Below are 17,364 nucleotides of genomic sequence, written 5' to 3'. Positions count from 1 at the left end.
AGGTCACTCCTCTTCGGCCGCGCCGATTCCGGCGATCTCGTAGGACTTTTCGATCGCTTGCTGCAGACTCGCGTTCGGGCGGACACGGAACGGCTCGACCGGCCACTCCAGCCCGGACTTACGGGCCCGTTCCAGAGCGATCTCGAACAGCGCCTGTGCATCGCGGGACGTCGTGCACTCCATCGGCTCCGTCACCGGCACCCCGTTGCGCCCCCGCTGCACCCATTCCACCTGCTCCGAGACGACGACAAGGTCGCAGCCCGAACGTAGGTGCAGAGCCGACGCACCGAAGGCCAGCCGGTCTCCCAGAAGCGCGATGGACGCGAGCAACGCCCGGCCTGCGGCCGTGAACTCCTCGGTGACGCTCCCGAAGCGCAGCGAGGACAGTTGCGCCAGGGACACCGTCGCCTGCCGGTGCACCGCCTTGACCGAGACCCCGCCGATGCCTTCAGAGGGTGGGATCATGCCGTGGCCCAGCTCCGACATCCTTGCGGACGCGACGCCGCGGGGCGGCTTCGCACCATCGAGCGGAGACCACCCCGTCTCGGTGACCGCGACGGTGTCACCAGCCAGGTTCAGCCGGTCCACGCGCCCGGCCGCCCGCACACCCACGAGGGGCGAGACGCCGTACATCTCCGAGGTGTAGGCGCGGGGGACCTTGACCTGGATCCGGCGCTTACGGTGCGAGTCCCACACGCCATACACCAGGTCCGCCGGCGACTGATCCAGATAGGCGCGGAGGTCTGCTGCTCCCGCCCGGCGCAGCGCGGCCCCGACCTCGGTCTTGTCGAACGTTGTCCCCTCTTCGTTCTGGGAGTCGCGGAAGTAGGCGTCGCAGGACCTGTGCGGCGCCTCCAGGCTCGTGATCGATACGGCCGTCCCCCCGGCCTCCGTCGTCAGCTCCAGATGGGGAAGGAACAGGTCTTCACGGCGTACCGCGTCCAGGAGCGCCCGTTCGCACCGGTTCGCCTGCGACTGGCGCTGATCGAGGAGCACCACCCTGACCTCATCGCCCTCCACGTAGCGGGGCTCGATCAGGTAGCCGGCCGCGTCGGTGGACTTGGCCTTCACCGTCGGCGGGCAGATCCTGCCGCCCGAACCGCTGGTCGGCTCATACGCTGCCCGGACCCGAATAGCGCTGTCCTCCGACAGCGCATTGGCTGCGGCATGCAGCCGTTCGTACAGCTCCTCGATCACGATCGACCTCCCAAGATCGGTGAGCGCAGAGGACGGAATGGCCACCCAACCTCCCTCTAAAGCAGCCCACTTCGGCAATTGCGGATCATCGAAGCATCGAGGAAATGGGCGAGCAAATAGGTTCAATGGTGAGGGATACGACTCTGTCAGTGGTGGCCGATAGGGTCCTTCGCTCGTCGGTGACCGGCCTCCTCCCAGCGCTGGGCGCAGCGCGCCGATGGGCGTTGCGTTTTCGCACGGCCAGGGTTCCAGCGTGGCTGACGCGCAGGTCAACATCGTTCAGCATCCGTGCATCTGATTGGAGGTGCGAACAGCACTCGTTCGAGGGTGCGGCCAAATGGGGGATGGCGTTTCGGGGTACGGCCGACCAGGTTGTTCGACGTCCGGCGCTGACGGCAGGCTTAAGGAAGTCAACGGGTATAGAAGCAAGGACCTCACGCTATCCGCCAGCAACGACGAGGAATGCCGCGTGCCTTCTCCGTGGTTGCGGGACCTGCGGAGGCTCCCTCGGCGTAGGGGACGCGTCGAGCACGGAGACTCAGTGCCCGGCCAGCCGAGACCTGCGGCCAAGCGCTTAGAAGGCACCTGCTCTGTCTCCGTACTTCCTGGCCGCCGAGAGGCAGGTATGGGTGGGTTCGCGCAGATTCGCCAACAGCAGACATATTGAGTCGTATACGGACTGGATTAACTCGGCGAAGGAAGCAAACCTAGAGCGGTCCTCGGGAAGCGGAACCTGTTCTCTGCGTAGCAACCGGGTTCGCGAGGGGTGCGTCGCGGGCGCAACATAGCCGACGATCGCCGGTTAGCCAAACCGGCGTTTCTCCAGACCATTGAATGACCAGGGGGCGCTGACGCGTCCCGATGTCTCGTGTGAGGAATCAAGTAGGTTGTCGCAGCTCGCAATAGATGAATCGTCCTTGCTCTCTGCGGACCGCGTCCGTGCCCTCCTGGAATGGGTTCAGGAGGAATCTCCGGGAGCGATTTACCCCTTCTTCGTCTCGTTGGCGAGCACTGCGCTGTCGCCGGGTGAAGCTGCCTCGGTTCGGGTGCACGACGTGACGCTCCCGGACGGGGAGTTCGGGGAAGTGCTGGTCCGCTCCGGCGAGGGCCGAAAGGTCCCTCTCACGCCAGAAATCGTAGGCATCCTGAGGCGCTGGATCGACCGCGCGGGCCTGAAGGCCGGAGATCTGTTGTTCCCCGGTGAGCAGGGCGGGCCGTTGCCGTCCTGCGAATACAGGAGGGTGTGGAGGCAGGCTCGCCAGGCGGTGTTGAGTCCGGCCGAGGTCCGAGCGGGCGTGGGAGAACATGTCTCCAGCCTGCGTGATTCCTCTCTGGACGCCTGGCTGAAGGCGGGGGTTCCTGTGTGGGGCGTTGCCGAGTGGGCTGGTGTGAGCGCGAGCTGGATTGCGGTGCGGTACCCGCACCGCTTCCGGCTGGAGGACGTCGAGATCGACTGGGATCACTTGGAAGAGATCCTGCGCCTTCTGAACACCGCAAAGCTGTAAGTTCCGTTCCCGTGCTCGGACTCACGGTCCGAGCACGGGCCCTCCGGCCGAACAAATCCCGATCGTCGGCGGTCCACGCCTCGCCGCGGCGGCGACCTGTCACGTGCCTCAACCCCCTGAGCGATGTGGTCCCACTGCCCTGACAGGGCTGATAGCCCCTCGTTCTGGACCGCAGGCAGTCCCGCTCAACCAATTCGCCGGGTTGGTCATCCCACACCCGTTTCCGAGGACCGCGCATGCCTGCCCATTTGTTGTCCATCCCCGCTGTCGCCGCCGCCCTGGATGTCGACCGCCGCACCGTCTACCGCTTCATCGCCGCCGGAGATCTCCCCGTCGTCGACCTACGCACCGGGACAGGACGTTCCCGCGTTCGTGTCCCTGCTGCCGGGCTGGAGGAGTTCATCGCCAGGAGGCTGGTTGTTTCCCCGCGCCCCCGTCGCTGACCTCTCGCCCCAAGTCCGGCGCTCAACGCTTCCGAACGAAGGAGTAGTACCGCGTACCTGCGCAAATTGAAGTCCGGCAAGTGGCAGGCGACCGTACGCAACCGAGCCGGAGACCGGTTCAGCGAGTCCTTCCCCCTCAAGGCCCAGGCGAGAGCCTGGGGCATCGAGCTGGAGACCCAGTTTGCCCGCGGAGGCATGCGCGACCCGCGGGCCGGCGAAACCACGTTCCGGGAGTGGCACGACCGGTGGTGGAACGCCCGCATCGTCGAACCCCACACCCTCCGGGGCGACGCGTCCAGCATCAAGAACCACGTCATGCCCTACTGGGCGGACTGGGAAATGCGGGCCATCACCCGCATGGACGTCCAAAGCTGGATCCGCTCCCTGGTCGAGAAGGGCGCAGGCCCCGCCGCGATCAAGCGGGCCTACAACCTGACATCGTCCATCATGCGCGCGGCCGTCGACGACGATGTGATCGCGGTGAGCCCGTGCCGCAGCATCGATCTGCCGCCCATCGCGGTCAAACCGCCGCAGTGGTTCACGCCCGACCAGGCGCAGAGCATCCTCGACGGACTTGCCCCCGCCTGGCGGACAATGTGCCTGCTCGGCTTCTACACAGGACTGCGCTGGGGAGAGCTCTCCGGCCTGCACCGCCACCGCATCGACACGCGCCGCTCCCGCCTGTTCGTGGTAGAGGTCAATACTAAGAGTGCGGAACGTGAGCTCTTGTCCGTTTCGTCGTTGAGGTTGGACAAGGACGGCTGGTCACGGGTGCGTAATGGTCCTCAATCGCTGGGGCGGGCGAACAGGCCGGGTTCGGTCTCGGCGAGGATGCCGCGGCTGACCAGGCGCTTCAGTTTCGAGCGGATGCCTTCGGTGTTCTTCGGGAGGATCGGCAGGTCGAGGGCTTGGCAGAGGTCGCGGGCGCGCATCGGCCGGTCGGCGTCGGTCAGGGTGGTGAGGATCTGCTGGTAGGCGGGGTGGTCCGGGATATCGGGCCGGTCCGGCTCGGTGGCGGGTGCGGGCGGCGTGAGCGTGAGGAGGGTCTTGCGGGTGATGCGCAGGTTCTCGCTCTCCGCCTCGATCTCGCCCAACTGCCCGGTGAGCTCCTCGATGCGTGTCCTCAGCTGCTCCGCTTGGGCAGCGAGTTCACGCTCCCGTGTCTCGATGTGTTCCAGGATGGGTGTGACCTGCGGGTTCTCGCTCATGCGGTCCTCCAGGAGGAGATCGTGCGGCCGGTGAGGCGGCGGCTCATGACGGAGGTCATCGCCCACAGGACGCGGGAGCGGGAGGAGGTGGGACGGTGTTCGTAATCGCGGACGAGACGGCGGTAGAACATCAAGATCCCGTTTGTCTGCTCCACGATCCATCGCTTCGCCTGCGGGACGAATCCGCGCTGGTACGGGTTGCGTTCGACGATCTCGACGTCGATGCCCAGGTTCTTGCCGTGCTCGACGACCTTGTTCTTGAAGCCCCGGTCGACCAGGGCCTTGGTCACCGTGTCGCACTGGGCGGCGACACCGTCCAGGAGCGCGATGCCGGCGGTGTTCTCGTGCGCGGAGGCGGGCAGGACGACGCAGTCGATGACGAGGCCCGATACATCTACGGCCAGGCATCTCTTCCTGCCTGGCACCCGCTTCGAAGCGTCCTTGCCGGTCGTTGCGGCGGGGACGCCGACGGCGGCGTGGACGCTCTGGGTATCCAGGATCACCAGGCTCGGGTCGGCTAACCGCCGCCTCTTCTCCCGAAGTTGCCATCGGAGCAGATCGTGGATGGTCTGGTCGGTGCCGTCATCGCGCCACTTGTAGAAGTAGTACTTCACCGCGCCGGCGGGCGGCAGGTCATGGGGCAGCAGTCCCCACTGGCAACCGCTTCGGTTCTGGTACAAGATCGCGTTCACGATTTCCCGCATCTCGTATCCGCCCTGGTGGCCGCTGACCGACGGATGCGCGGCCTTCCAGGCTGTGATCACGGGCTCGACCAGGACCCACTGCTCATCGGAAACGTCGCTCGAATACGGCTTGTGCATGCTCATGCCACAACTCAAGCGAACACCGAACGCCCGACCGGCAACCATGCACCAACCTCACACCATCGAGCGATAATAAACCGGACAGAAGGTCACGGTTCCGCACTCTCAAAGTGCCCCATATTCCTGACGGGCGACGGCATGATGATCACGAGGGTATGCCGATGAAGATGCCGCAGTCGGTCATGTGGAAAGTACGTGGCTGTCTACGAGGTCCAGAAGCGCTTGCAGTGCCGAGCTCGGGCGGCGGTTCGTGGCGGTGCCCAGGTATGTGGTCCAGCGCAGGTCGGAGCCGTGTACGTCGAGTAGCCGTAGTTCCGGTGTGCGGGGGACCGCGAAGGCGGGCAGGAAAGCCAGGCCGAGTCCGTTGCGGACGAGAGCCGCCGCCATCGTAAAGTCGGGGATTTCGAAGGCCACTTTGCGTTCGATCCCGGCAGTGGCGAATGCGCGGTCGACCACTTCGCGGTTGCCATGGCCGGGTGGGGAGTCCACGAACGATTCGTCGTGGAGGTCGGCGAGCGTCACGTCCTGACGCGCTGCCAGACGGTGGCCTCTGGGGGCGACGAGGGCCAGGGGCACGGAGCTCAGCTCGCGCGCATCGATCCCAGCCGGCCGGTGCCCCGGCAGCGCCAGGAAGGCCACGTCCAGGTCGCCGTTGAGCAGTGCCTGGGAAAAGCCCGACGAGCCGGTCGTCGAGAATCGCAGCCGGACCTCGACCGCCGGGTGAAGGGCGTGGAGTTGCCCAAGGAGGGCGGGCAGGTCGACGACCTGGACCGATGCCATGGCGCCGACGTTCACCGTGCCGCGCAGCGTGCCCTGCGCATCCCGTACCGCATCCTGGGCCACCTGTGCGGCGTGCAGGGTGGCACGTGCCTCCGGGAGGAGAGCCGCGCCGGCTCCGGTGAGCCCGACGCCCTGTGAGGAGCGCTCGAACAGCTGGCAGCCCAGCTCGCGTTCCAGGGCCCGGATGGCGGCGGAGACCCCGGACTGCACGACGTGCAGGCGGTGGGCTGCGCGCGTGAAGCTCAGTTCTTCGGCCACGGCAATGAAGTGCTCCAGCTGTCGTAGTTCCATTCCATCAGTATCACTCTGAATGATGGCTCTCAGCAAAAACAATCGTTTGCAGTGATTCTTGCTGGTGGCGACTATGGAGAAGTCACTGAGCATGTGGAGAACCGGGAGAAGCGTCGTGGATTGGTCCGCTGCCATGAGGCACCCCACGTCCGGTACGAAAGCCCGGCTCGGCCGTCGCCTGCTGCGGCTGTATGCCGGTCTGGCGTTGTATGGCGCGAGCTCGGCACTGCTCGTGGCGTCCGGTCTCGGCCTTGAGCCGTGGAACGTGCTCCACCAAGGGCTGGCCGAGCTGACCGGGCTGTCCATCGGCGTAGTGTCGATCATCGTCGCCGCTGTCGTGCTGCTGCTGTGGATCCCGCTCAGACAGCGCCCCGGCCTTGGCACCGTCTCCAACGTCTTCGTCGTCGGCCTGGCGATGGACGGCACCCTCGCTCTGCTGCCGCATCTGCACAGGCTGCCGGTTCGTGGCGCGGTGCTGGTCGCCGGGATCGTACTGAACGGCGTGGCGACCGGTCTCTACATCACGGCACGGTTCGGCCCCGGTCCGCGGGACGGTCTGATGACGGGATTGCATCGGCTCACCGGCCGCTCGATCCGTCTGATGCGGACGTCTGTCGAGGTCGTGGTCGTCGCCGCGGGCTTCGCTCTGGGCGGCACCGTGGGCGTCGGCACTCTCCTGTACGCCCTGTCGATCGGGCCGCTCGCCCAGTTCTTCCTGCGCGTCTTCACCCTCGTCCCGCCGCCACACAACCCCTCCGCCCTTGCTGCGCAAAGGCGGCGGCCGCGCGGGACGCCTCCTCGCCCCGACCAGCCGTAGCAACTCTCCAAACCGCGCCGCGACACCTCACACATCCCTTGCCCTGTAATGAACACGGAGTCTGCATGTCCACCGTCCAAACGCCGCTCAGCCGAGGCGCCTCCCAGCCAGCCCCCGCGGCCGTGACCCACCCGCCCTCCCCGGCGAGACCCCGACCCGGGGCGGCCGGAACCGGCGCGCCTCGTACGCCGCCGGATTCTGGTTCGTGGCCACGGCCTTCGCCGTCCTGATGACCTTCGGCACCGTTCCGACCCCGCTGTGGCAGCTGTACGCGGCGCGGGACCACTTCGGCGCGACCATGGTGACCGTGGCCTACGCCTCGATGGTCGTGGGCGCCGTCGGTGCGTTTCTCGGCCTGGGACATCTCTCGGACCGCCTCGGGCGCCGTCGCGTCGTCGCGCCGGCGCTCGCGATCGGCATCATCGCCTCGGTCGTAATGATCACCTGGCAATCCCTGCCGGGCCTGATCGTCGGCAGGGTTCTCACCGGTCTCGCGATGGGGACCATGGCCTCGACAGCGACGACGTATCTGCACGACCTCCACCGTCGGGCCCGGCCGGAGCAGGCAGGGTCGCCGCTGCCCGGCATCGTGGCGACCGCGGCCAACCTCGGCGGACTGGCCGCGGGCCCTCTGGTCGCCGGGATCGTCGCGCAGTGGCTGCCGGCGCCGCTGACCATCGCCCCGGCGCTCTGCTCCGTCGCGCTGACGGTGTGCCTGCTGCTGGTACTCGCCACGCCGGAGACCGTGGACCGCAAGCCGCGCACCTCCCGCCCGGCCGCCCGGTTCGCGCTGCGGCCCGGGAGCGGGGTGGCCTTCGGCGCCGCCGGAATGCTGGGCGCCAACGCCTTCGCGAACTTCGGTCTGACCTCCGCGCTGGGCTCCAAGGTGCTCCAGGACACGCTGCGCATCGACTCCCACCTGGTCGCAGGGGTGGCGGTCTTCCTCATGTTCGCCTCCGCGGCGGCCGCCCAACTGGTGCTCGGGCGTCTGCCCCTGCCGCGCATCCTCCGCCTGGGCTGCCTGGCCTTCCCCACCGGTCTCGCTCTGTGCGCGTACTCCCTGAACCACCCCGCGCTCTGGCTCTATCTGGTCGCTGTCTCCTTGTCGGGGGCAGGCTCCGGTCTGCTGTTCAAGGGCGCCATCGACCGCGCCATGTCGGCGGCCGCCCCCGACTCCCGCGCAGGGGTGCTCGCCGTGTACTTCGTCATCGCCTACATCGGCATAGGCGTGCCGGCCATCATCTTCAGCATCGCCATCGACCACATCGGCATCGAAGCCGCGATGATCGGATTCGCATCCGTCCTGTCCCTGGGCGCTGCCGTCTCAACCGCTGTCGCCTCGCACAACCGCAACAAGAAGGCTTGATCCCATGCGCTACATCATCATCGGAGCAGGCGCGATCGGCGGCACCGTGGGTGTCCGGCTCGCGGAGGTGGGGCACGACGTGGTGCTCGTCGCTCGCGGCGCCCACTACACAGCACTGCGCGAGCGCGGCCTGCGTGTGACGACACCCGACGGAACCCGTACCCACCAACTGCCCGTCATCCAGCGCCCGGAGGAACTGGGCGAACTGCGTCCGGACGACGTGCTGTTCCTCGCCGTGAAGACGCAGGACAGCGAGGCAGCCCTCGATGTCCGGCGCCACCGCCCGGTGGCCGGCGGCGGCACGGCTGCCGAGCGACTTCCGCTGATCTGCGCACAAAACGGCGTCGAGAGCGAACGCATGGCCCTGCGCCGCTTCCGCCACGTCTACGGAATGTGCGTCTGGCTGCCTTCGACCTACGTCGAGCCCGGCGCCGTATCCGCCGCAGGCACCCCCTTCACCGGCATCCTGCACATCGGCCGCTACCCGACGGGCATCGACGAGACGGCCCGGAACATCGCGGCCGACCTGGAGGAGACCAAGCTGCTCGCACCCGTCGTGCCCGACGTGATGCGCTGGAAGTACGGCAAACTCCTCGCCAACGTGATCAACGCCCTTGAGGCCACCACCGGGCCGGTCACCTCCGGTGCAAGCATCGCGCTCCTCAACCGAGCCCAGGAGGAGGGCGAGGCGGTGCTCAAGGCGGCGGGCATCACGGCGACAGACGACCAGGAACAAAAGGAAGCCCGCGGTGACCGGATCCGCCTCACGCCCCTCGAGGGCGCCCAACGAGGCGGAGGCTCCTCCTGGCAGAGCCTCGCCCGCGGCACCGGCACCATCGAGGCCGACTACCTCAACGGCGAGATCGCCCTCCTGGGCCGCCTGTACGGCGTACCGACTCCGGTGAACGACACCCTCCAACGCGTCGCGAATACGTTCGCCCGGGAGCGGAGGCAAGCCGGATCGATGCCTGTGAGCAAGCTGACGGCGCTCGTGGACGAGGCAACCCCCCGATAAGCGCAGCCGACTGTCCCAAGGCGTAGTCGCGAATACGCCAACTCCTACGCAGACAAGCGCGAAGGTCGGGCGTCAGCCGGCACCCGAATCGAGCCGCACACCGTGCAGCGGCCGGTCAGCCCGACCCCCGGGAGCAGACTATGACGCCAACACATTTATCCGATTCTCGTGCTGTGAGAGTGCGGAACCGTGACCTTCTGTCCGGTTTATTATCGCTCGATGGTGTGAGGTTGGTGCATGGTTGCCGGTCGGGCGTTCGGTGTTCGCTTGAGTTGTGGCATGAGCATGCACAAGCCGTATTCGAGCGACGTTTCCGATGAGCAGTGGGTCCTGGTCGAGCCCGTGATCACAGCCTGGAAGGCCGCGCATCCGTCGGTCAGCGGCCACCAGGGCGGATACGAGATGCGGGAAATCGTGAACGCGATCTTGTACCAGAACCGAAGCGGTTGCCAGTGGGGACTGCTGCCCCATGACCTGCCGCCCGCCGGCGCGGTGAAGTACTACTTCTACAAGTGGCGCGATGACGGCACCGACCAGACCATCCACGATCTGCTCCGATGGCAACTTCGGGAGAAGAGGCGGCGGTTAGCCGACCCGAGCCTGGTGATCCTGGATACCCAGAGCGTCCACGCCGCCGTCGGCGTCCCCGCCGCAACGACCGGCAAGGACGCTTCGAAGCGGGTGCCAGGCAGGAAGAGATGCCTGGCCGTAGATGTATCGGGCCTCGTCATCGACTGCGTCGTCCTGCCCGCCTCCGCGCACGAGAACACCGCCGGCATCGCGCTCCTGGACGGTGTCGCCGCCCAGTGCGACACGGTGACCAAGGCCCTGGTCGACCGGGGCTTCAAGAACAAGGTCGTCGAGCACGGCAAGAACCTGGGCATCGACGTCGAGATCGTCGAACGCAACCCGTACCAGCGCGGATTCGTCCCGCAGGCGAAGCGATGGATCGTGGAGCAGACAAACGGGATCTTGATGTTCTACCGCCGTCTCGTCCGCGATTACGAACACCGTCCCACCTCCTCCCGCTCCCGCGTCCTGTGGGCGATGACCTCCGTCATGAGCCGCCGCCTCACCGGCCGCACGATCTCCTCCTGGAGGACCGCATGAGCGAGAACCCGCAGGTCACACCCATCCTGGAACACATCGAGACACGGGAGCGTGAACTCGCTGCCCAAGCGGAGCAGCTGAGGACACGCATCGAGGAGCTCACCGGGCAGTTGGGCGAGATCGAGGCGGAGAGCGAGAACCTGCGCATCACCCGCAAGACCCTCCTCACGCTCACGCCGCCCGCACCCGCCACCGAGCCGGACCGGCCCGATATCCCGGACCACCCCGCCTACCAGCAGATCCTCACCACCCTGACCGACGCCGACCGGCCGATGCGCGCCCGCGACCTCTGCCAAGCCCTCGACCTGCCGATCCTCCCGAAGAACACCGAAGGCATCCGCTCGAAACTGAAGCGCCTGGTCAGCCGCGGCATCCTCGCCGAGACCGAACCCGGCCTGTTCGCCCGCCCCAGCGATTGAGGACCATTACGCACCCGTGACCAGCCGTCCTTGTCCAACCTCAACGACGAAACGGACAAGAGCTCACGTTCCGCACTCTTAGAGCCGGATATTCCAGGTCTGGAGCGCTTCACTGCTGCTGTTGGAGCCCCTGCTCTACCTCACACTGGCTTGGGGCCCGGGGAGGCCAAAAAATTGGCGGGCTGCCCAATTGGAATCTGCGGGCTGGGTGGCTATGAGCGTTAATAGCCTCCGGCGATGCGCACTGCAAGAAGACGGCCGGTGTCCACATTTTGTGGAAAGGCGCAGTCAAGCGATTCTTGAATCCGTCGCATCGCGTTTACGTGGGCCTCTGTGCGATCCCCGTTCTTGATCGCCTCAATATGACCGGTGAGCCGTTCGAGGACTTCGGGGCTCTTTCCGTAGTCATTATCTGGGAAGAGCGGATCGAACGACGACAGGGTCTCACCATTCTCTAGGTATGAGATCCATGCTGCTGCTGTCTCTGTTTCACTTGCCGCGAGTACGACAGTGTCACGAGATATTGATTTGAGGATATCGACATCGGCAAGATATGGACCTTCTGATTCGATGGCGAAGCTCCAGTTTCCACAAGAACCGGCACGTATCAGTGGGCCGTCGGTGCCGGTGATTTTGCTACTGTGTAGTACCTCTATATCCAGGTCTGGGATGTCGTCGTCCGACAGGTCTTCCCCGAATGCCTTGACGGCATCTGATTCGGATCTACTCAGGAAGATGGGCGGAATGTCGCGACCCGTCACTCGTGCAAGCAGCTCACGCGGGGTGATGCCCCTGGCGAAGACGACGCAATAACCATTTTCGTAGATTTTTGAGTTTGGGAAGATCTCTGTATTCATTAATGCCCCACATGTCGTGAAAATGCATTCGTGGCCCGGCCTGTTGAGTTTCAAGCCGGGCCACGAATGTTATTCTGTTACCCGTTTCCTGCGTCTACCCAGTACGCGTCTCCGTCGATGAGGCGCCAATCGGTTGTAACTCTTCCAAGGCCACCCCCAACGCCCTCGTTTTCCACTTTTGGCATGCTGGCGCGAGCGCACTTGGCATTCGCTGGAGGCATCTTACCTTGATTCAGCCCTGGCCAGGTGAGAGAGGTATATACCTCCCCCTCAAGGGTTTCGGTAATCACAGCATATTGCTGGCAGGAAGATCCCTTGGCTCCCGAGCTCCCTCCGCTTTCCTTCGATTTGGCGAAGGGCCATTCGTCGCATTGTGCAGGAGGTGGCGTCGTGGGGTTTGCTTTGAATGTTCCGTCGCAAATGGCGTTTCGATTGTCTCTTGCGGCCTTCTCGTTGGCTTCGCGATGCAGTGGCTCTCCGTGTCCTTCCCATCCGGGATGAGTGGACATACTTGCCTGCACCATTCCTATGTACTGGCGCGACAGGTTGTATTTGCTGTCCACGGTGTAGGTGGGAGTGAAGCTAGGAACAATGCAGCCCGCGTATTTGCCGACCTCGTTATCGCAGCGTACCGCGTACTCGAAGGCCCCCGGTTGATTAAGGCCGCCCCACGAAGCGGTTCCGATTGTGGCGCCTGGGATGCTGACGGCAATGGTGTACTCCATATTCATCACATCATGCATCTTGGACTTCATCCAGGTGCGCAGCCAGTGGCCTTCCATGGGGACGCCGATCGTTACCGGCTTAGGTCCGGTCCATGGACCGGGACCTTGTTTGCAGGTCGATTTAGGGGAGACGTTACAGATGGAGGTTATTTCCGCCGTCATGGTGTCCGACACGACATCACTGGACTTCAACTCGAATTTGAAGTACTCGCTGTACTCCACGTTCGAGTTCGAGGTATCTATCTCTTGCTCGATAGTAGCCTCAGCGTTGCCAAGCACCATCCCGGTGTCAATGTTCACCACTACGATGATCAAGACTCGGTGGGAGCAGATGGACCAGCGTGTCACGAACACGGTGTTGTCCGCCTGCAAGCTGCACCATATTGGGCTCGTGGGTGCACTGCTCTTTCGCGATATCTCCTTCGCAGGTTTCCACTCGAAGCAGATCGCCTTCGTCTTCCCGGCCTTGCGCAGGGCCGGAAGGTTGCGCTTGGTCGCCGGACAAGTGGATTGCGCCTGGCCTGAAGTAGGCAGGGCGAGCGAGCCCTCGCTATTCAGGACTTTGCTTTTTACCTGACCTGCCGAAGCGATGCTGCTTACAGGGCTTTTCGGCGTCGTTTCTGCGGCGGCTGTACTCGGCAAGATCAGCGCGAGGGCGGCCGCGGCGGCGACTGCTAAGGATCTTCGAATTCTAGTATTCAAAATGCCCCCCCTAGGCGAATGTTGAACGAAGCATGACAGCTTCTTTCCTCAGGTGATCACGCCAGGGTGTTCTTGGTCAACGACGATTTTCGGTCAGAGGTGGTGGTCTACAGTCTTTGGCCTCGGCGTTCCCGCAGTCGGGAAGTCTTGATCTTGTCGGTAGCCTGCTGGCTCTGAAACCTTGTGTGGAAGCCCGTCGGTTTAGGCCGGAACAATCTTTACCCCTACAACAGTCGGAGATGATCCCAGCCATCTGGGCCGACGCTGAAGACGAGTAGCCCTGCCGTCGGTACCTTGCCGCTACGAGCCGTGTAACAACGGCTAACACAATGAGTTGATCTGTCGGTGGGTGATCAGGCAGCAGGCGAGCTTGAGGAAGGCTTCGTGGATGTCTGCTCGGCGTTCCCAGCGGATGCGGAGGTGTTTGAAGCCGTGGAGCCAGGCGAAGGTCCGCTCGACGACCCAGCGGTAGGTGCCGAGCCCTGTGCCGTGGAGGGTGCCGCGGCGGGCGATGGCCGGCACGATGTGGCGTTGGCGGACCTGGTCACGGTAGATGTCGTGGTCGTAGCCGCGGTCGGCGAAGAGCGAGTCCGGCTTTCGTCGCGGGTGCCCGACCCGTCCCCTGACGGGTGGGATGGCGTCGATGAGTGGCATGAGCTGGGTGACGTCGTTGCGGTTGCCGCCGGTGAGGATCACGGCGAGCGGGGTGCCGTGTCCGTCCGTGATCAGGTGGTGTTTCGATCCGGATCGGGCACGGTCGACCGGACTCGGTCCCGTGTGGCCCCCCCTTTTACGGCCCGAACGTGGCTGGAGTCGACCACCGATCGTGACCAGTCGAGGCGGGCCGCCGCGTTCAGCTCGGCCAGCAGCACTTCGTGTAACTGCTGCCAGACGCCTGCCTCGTTCCAGTCCCGCAGGCGTCGCCAGCACGTCATGCCGGAGCCGAAGCCCAGCTCCTTCGGCAGGTATTCCCACTGGATGCCTGTGTGCAGCACGAAGAGGATGCCGCACAGCACTTGCCGATCGGTGCGGCTTGCGGCCCGGGTGGCGGAACCGGCGTTCCTTGCGCGGCAACAGCGGCTCGATCCGCTCCCACAGGTCATCCGACACGATCCACGGCGAAGTCCCCATGCACCGCCAACGCCCAACCCCTCGCGCGGACACGGCCACCAGGACCGCACCACCTCATTGTGTTAGCCGCTGTAACAGTCGCCCTTGACCACCTTTCCGGAAGCCCGCGCTCGTGCCTTCTCTCGCCCATCGGTGGCGAGGCCGGACAGGCGCAGGGCGCATGGCAGGCCGGGCAACATAGCCGACGATCGCCGGTTGGCCAAACCGGCGCTTCTCCTGATCGTTGATTGCGTTCGTTGACGGACATTGGGATCTCCTTGCCTGCGTCAGGCGATGACTGCGTGCGTGCGGGTGGGAGGGGGAAACTGCTCGTCGGTCGGGGACCAGACCTGGGGACCAGTGCATGGTGCACGCAGTGGCCTCGCAGTGTCGGTGTTGATGAAGAGCATGCAAGTGATGAAACGGCGTCCTTCAAAGACTGGACGAGACGCCGTTCTGGTGCCTGGAAGGGGCAGTGGTGTTGCGGGGTTCGAGTTGTCGAGGAGCAGAGTCGGGGGAACTTGTGGGTATCGAGCTGTCGTTGGCTGACGTTCCGCTCGGGCCGTTCGAGGGTTCGTTGGTCACCGTGTATTCGGCCAAGAGCAAGGGGGCCAATCTGCACGTGTCGAGGCAGTGCGGACAGTTGCGCACGTCCGAGGTGCGGACCGCCGACGTGCCGCTGGAGACAGCGATGTTGCGGCGGTTGTGCGCGCGATGCGCGGCATGGGGTGTCTGGGGCCGGCCGGGTACCGGACTGGGCATGTTCCTCGGGGCTCTCGGCGGAACGGGGCTGTTGTACCAGTTGCAGTCCTACGTGGAGCCGGACGAGGAGGAACGCTGGACCGAGCGCGAGGCACGGGAAGCCGCCGAACTCCTTCGCACTGAACAGGATGTCGACCCCGGTGATGACGAGGAGGAGGTGGAAGGCGGCATATCGCGGCGGGAGGCACGTGAGGATGCAGAGGAGTTGCGCGGTCTGATCTTTGCCCACTGGCGCGGCGCGGGACGGAGCCTGCATCGGGCACAGGCCACCCTTGCTCACTTTCCATGGCTAGAGGAGTGGGCGAAGCCGGCTCTGACGGTCAAGACGCTGTACCTGGAGACGCTTCGGGCGCAGGCGGCGCGGTTTGTAGACCCGGAGGAGCTTGTCGCGGCTGCTGCCGCAACGGCTCTCGCTATGCCCGAGCTTCCGCACGCGGATCCGGCCTTCGCAGTGCTCGGTGGCAACAGTCGGGTGTCCAGAGCGCTGGTGGACCTGTGGCACCGGTGGCAGAGCGCGGCCGGTCGGCCCTGGGAAGGGCCGAGGACGCGTGCGTACCTTTCGTACGAGATCGTGCGAGGAATTCGCAGCAATCGGAAGGGCTACGACGAGGCCCGCGCCGAGACGGCGCGCCTGATTGCCTCTTGGGAGGAACAGGCCCGGGCGGCAGCGGCGCCGGCGGACCGGGCACCGAGATGCCGGCTGACGGCGCAGATGCCGGAAGCATCCGAAGCCATGCCACGTCATGGTGTCCGCGATTTCCTGGACGGGCTGGATACGTGGACGCTCGGCGTGCTGCTCACGTGGACCGTTGATGCCGACTGGGGCAGCGGCGTCCTCACCCTGGAAGTGCCCGATCTCGTCGCCGAACGGCTACTGAGCTCGGTGAGCAATCTTCCGTGCAGTCCCGCCGCTGCGGCGCGGGATCTGCCCGAACGTTACCGCGGTCCGGGAAGGCAGCAGGGCATCGTTCGGCCGGGTGTCTTCGATGACACCCCGGTCTTCGACCGTCGCCCGGTCACCCCCGATCACATCCGTGCGCTGCGCACACTTGGGCCAGGTCCCGACGAGCTTTACCTTGTCTTCTCGGCGGGCGGGGGAGCGGAAGTACTGCCTCTGGACACCATCGAGAAGCGGCTGGCCAAGGGGTGGCTGGGCGTCCTCATCGCAGGGACCCGTGACCTGCCCGGAAGCGTGCTTGACCCGGCGGAGCCGAAACAGAGTCCCGAGCCGGAGGCAGGTGAGGCCCAGCGGTCCGGTCGTGGCGAGGGCGTCCACGATCTGCATTTCGGCGAAGGACTCGGTCTTGCCGAGGGCACACGCCGGACCCTCCGCCAGACCTACGCCACCGAAGACCGGAACCTGAATCTTCGCCTGCTGGCCCTGGCGCGCAGCGCGCACGACCTCCGAAGCCTGGACGCCGGACAGCCTGGCGGGCTGCCGACGGCCGTATGGCACGGCCTGCTCACCGAGGACCGCCTCAGCCTCGCCCCTTTCCGGCAGCCCGGCAGTGATCGTTGGCGAAGCGGTAGCGGCCTCCCTCTGGGGCCCCTGGCTGCAGTCCAGGTCTACACCACCAATGCCAGCCCTCTGATCGAGGGCAAGGGCCACTCGCCGCTGTGTCGGCATGCCCACGAACGCGCGGTTGTGGCCGGAGATGACCTCCTCACGGTCGCCGACCTCATGGCGCGCACGGACTTGGACTGGTGCAGCAAGTGCGGCGGCTATGCCATACGCAGGCTCAGCGACACTCAACTGTCCTACTACCGTGCGGCTCACCAACTGCACGACATCAAAAAGCGGCTCGACGGCGGGACTGGAGTGGCCGACACTGAGACCTCCACGGTGATCACCCGACTGGAGGAACTGGCGGCCTGGTCGCCGGTCGACGAGGAACAGTGGCGGGGCAGCGATTCCTGGCAATGGCAGGACACCATCCGCGAGCTCAGACGCAAGGTGAGCCGCTACGGGATCGGTGGAGGCTCTATGCGTTGACTCCAACGGTGGTTCGGGGCTGGAGTTGAGTGTAGCGGGTGGTTTCGTCCTCGTGGGGCGGAACGTCTCCGATCCCGCTGTGGAGGCGCTTGTTGAACCAGTCGACCCGTTCCACGGTGCCGAGTTCTTCGACCGCAGCCCGCTGCCATCCAGAGTCGAAGTCTCCCTGGCCCCAAGCCCGTACGCCGCCTGTACGCCCTGTATCGCCCCCGCGCGGCTCTCTGGCTGGTGCCTGGCCGA

General features: G+C 65.4%; 14 protein-coding genes and 2 pseudogenes. 9 read left to right on the top strand and 7 right to left on the bottom strand.

Annotated features, from left to right (window positions below):
• Window positions 1-3: 3 nt before the first annotated feature.
• Entirely contained in the window at window positions 4-1,242 is a 1,239-nt protein-coding gene (gene cas7u / locus OG510_RS04265; protein WP_406135335.1) for a type I-U CRISPR-associated RAMP protein Csb1/Cas7u, read from the bottom strand.
• An 842-nt stretch (window positions 1,243-2,084) separates the two neighbouring features.
• On the opposite strand from cas7u, the gene OG510_RS04260 reads away from it, so the two are divergent.
• The 3 genes and pseudogenes from OG510_RS04260 to OG510_RS04250 form a co-directional block, all read left to right on the top strand.
• On the top strand, window positions 2,085-2,702 hold the full coding sequence (locus tag OG510_RS04260; protein WP_406135334.1) for a tyrosine-type recombinase/integrase: 618 nt from the start codon (window positions 2,085-2,087) through the stop codon (window positions 2,700-2,702).
• 236 nt (window positions 2,703-2,938) lie between these two features.
• Window positions 2,939-3,145, top strand: a complete 207-nt coding sequence (locus tag OG510_RS04255) for a helix-turn-helix domain-containing protein (protein WP_406135333.1) — start codon at window positions 2,939-2,941, stop codon at window positions 3,143-3,145.
• Window positions 3,146-3,340: 195 nt separating this feature from the next.
• A pseudogene (locus OG510_RS04250) lies at window positions 3,341-3,520 on the top strand (site-specific integrase); the annotation flags it as partial.
• Between the two features lie 410 nt (window positions 3,521-3,930).
• Here the strand turns inward: OG510_RS04250 and OG510_RS04245 are convergent.
• The 3 genes from OG510_RS04245 to OG510_RS04235 all read right to left on the bottom strand — a co-directional run bounded on the left by OG510_RS04245 (window position 3,931) and on the right by OG510_RS04235 (window position 6,248).
• Window positions 3,931-4,353 carry a hypothetical protein gene (locus OG510_RS04245; RefSeq protein ID WP_406135326.1) on the bottom strand — a complete coding sequence of 141 codons (423 nt, stop codon included), beginning with the start codon at window positions 4,351-4,353 and terminating at the stop codon, window positions 3,931-3,933.
• Window positions 4,350-5,180, bottom strand: a complete 831-nt coding sequence (locus OG510_RS04240; RefSeq protein WP_406135327.1) for an IS5 family transposase — start codon at window positions 5,178-5,180, stop codon at window positions 4,350-4,352. Before OG510_RS04240 ends, OG510_RS04245 begins: the two co-directional genes overlap by 4 nt.
• 177 nt (window positions 5,181-5,357) lie before the next feature.
• Window positions 5,358-6,248 carry a LysR family transcriptional regulator gene (locus OG510_RS04235; RefSeq protein WP_406135332.1) on the bottom strand — a complete coding sequence of 297 codons (891 nt, stop codon included), beginning with the start codon at window positions 6,246-6,248 and terminating at the stop codon, window positions 5,358-5,360.
• 133 nt (window positions 6,249-6,381) lie between these two features.
• Here OG510_RS04235 and OG510_RS04230 point away from each other — a divergent pair, with 133 nt between their 5' ends.
• The 5 genes from OG510_RS04230 to OG510_RS04210 all read left to right on the top strand — a co-directional run bounded on the left by OG510_RS04230 (window position 6,382) and on the right by OG510_RS04210 (window position 10,975).
• On the top strand, window positions 6,382-7,065 hold the full coding sequence (locus tag OG510_RS04230; protein WP_406135330.1) for a YitT family protein: 684 nt from the start codon (window positions 6,382-6,384) through the stop codon (window positions 7,063-7,065).
• Between the two features lie 205 nt (window positions 7,066-7,270).
• Window positions 7,271-8,431, top strand: a complete 1,161-nt coding sequence (locus tag OG510_RS04225; RefSeq protein ID WP_406135329.1) for an MFS transporter — start codon at window positions 7,271-7,273, stop codon at window positions 8,429-8,431.
• Between the two features lie 4 nt (window positions 8,432-8,435).
• Window positions 8,436-9,446: a ketopantoate reductase family protein gene (locus tag OG510_RS04220; protein ID WP_406135328.1), complete on the top strand. Its 1,011-nt coding sequence runs from the start codon at window positions 8,436-8,438 to the stop codon at window positions 9,444-9,446.
• 279 nt (window positions 9,447-9,725) lie between these two features.
• Window positions 9,726-10,556 carry an IS5 family transposase gene (locus tag OG510_RS04215; RefSeq protein WP_406135327.1) on the top strand — a complete coding sequence of 277 codons (831 nt, stop codon included), beginning with the start codon at window positions 9,726-9,728 and terminating at the stop codon, window positions 10,554-10,556.
• Window positions 10,553-10,975 (top strand): hypothetical protein, encoded by a 423-nt coding sequence (locus OG510_RS04210; RefSeq protein ID WP_406135326.1) that lies wholly within the window; start codon window positions 10,553-10,555, stop codon window positions 10,973-10,975. The genes OG510_RS04215 and OG510_RS04210 overlap by 4 nt, the downstream gene beginning before the upstream one ends.
• A gap of 221 nt (window positions 10,976-11,196) precedes the next feature.
• Here OG510_RS04210 and OG510_RS04205 read toward each other — a convergent pair whose 3' ends face one another.
• From OG510_RS04205 to OG510_RS04195, 3 genes and pseudogenes are all read right to left on the bottom strand, one after another.
• Window positions 11,197-11,832: a DUF6461 domain-containing protein gene (locus tag OG510_RS04205; protein ID WP_406135325.1), complete on the bottom strand. Its 636-nt coding sequence runs from the start codon at window positions 11,830-11,832 to the stop codon at window positions 11,197-11,199.
• Between the two features lie 77 nt (window positions 11,833-11,909).
• Entirely contained in the window at window positions 11,910-12,857 is a 948-nt protein-coding gene (locus tag OG510_RS04200; RefSeq protein ID WP_406135324.1) for a hypothetical protein, read from the bottom strand.
• Window positions 12,858-13,580: 723 nt separating this feature from the next.
• Window positions 13,581-14,407: pseudogene (locus OG510_RS04195) on the bottom strand (IS5 family transposase).
• A gap of 485 nt (window positions 14,408-14,892) precedes the next feature.
• Between OG510_RS04195 and OG510_RS04190 the strand changes: the two are divergent.
• The gene (locus OG510_RS04190) at window positions 14,893-17,124 is read left to right on the top strand and encodes a hypothetical protein (RefSeq protein WP_406135323.1); all 2,232 of its coding nucleotides are present in this window, start codon (window positions 14,893-14,895) and stop codon (window positions 17,122-17,124) included.
• Window positions 17,125-17,364 lie beyond the last annotated feature (240 nt).

The organism is Streptomyces sp. NBC_01089, from assembly GCF_045162975.1.
Taxonomy (GTDB): domain Bacteria; phylum Actinomycetota; class Actinomycetes; order Streptomycetales; family Streptomycetaceae; genus Streptomyces.
The sequence above is the reverse complement of the archived record's forward strand: the minus strand, read 5'-3'. Positions and strand labels throughout refer to the sequence as shown.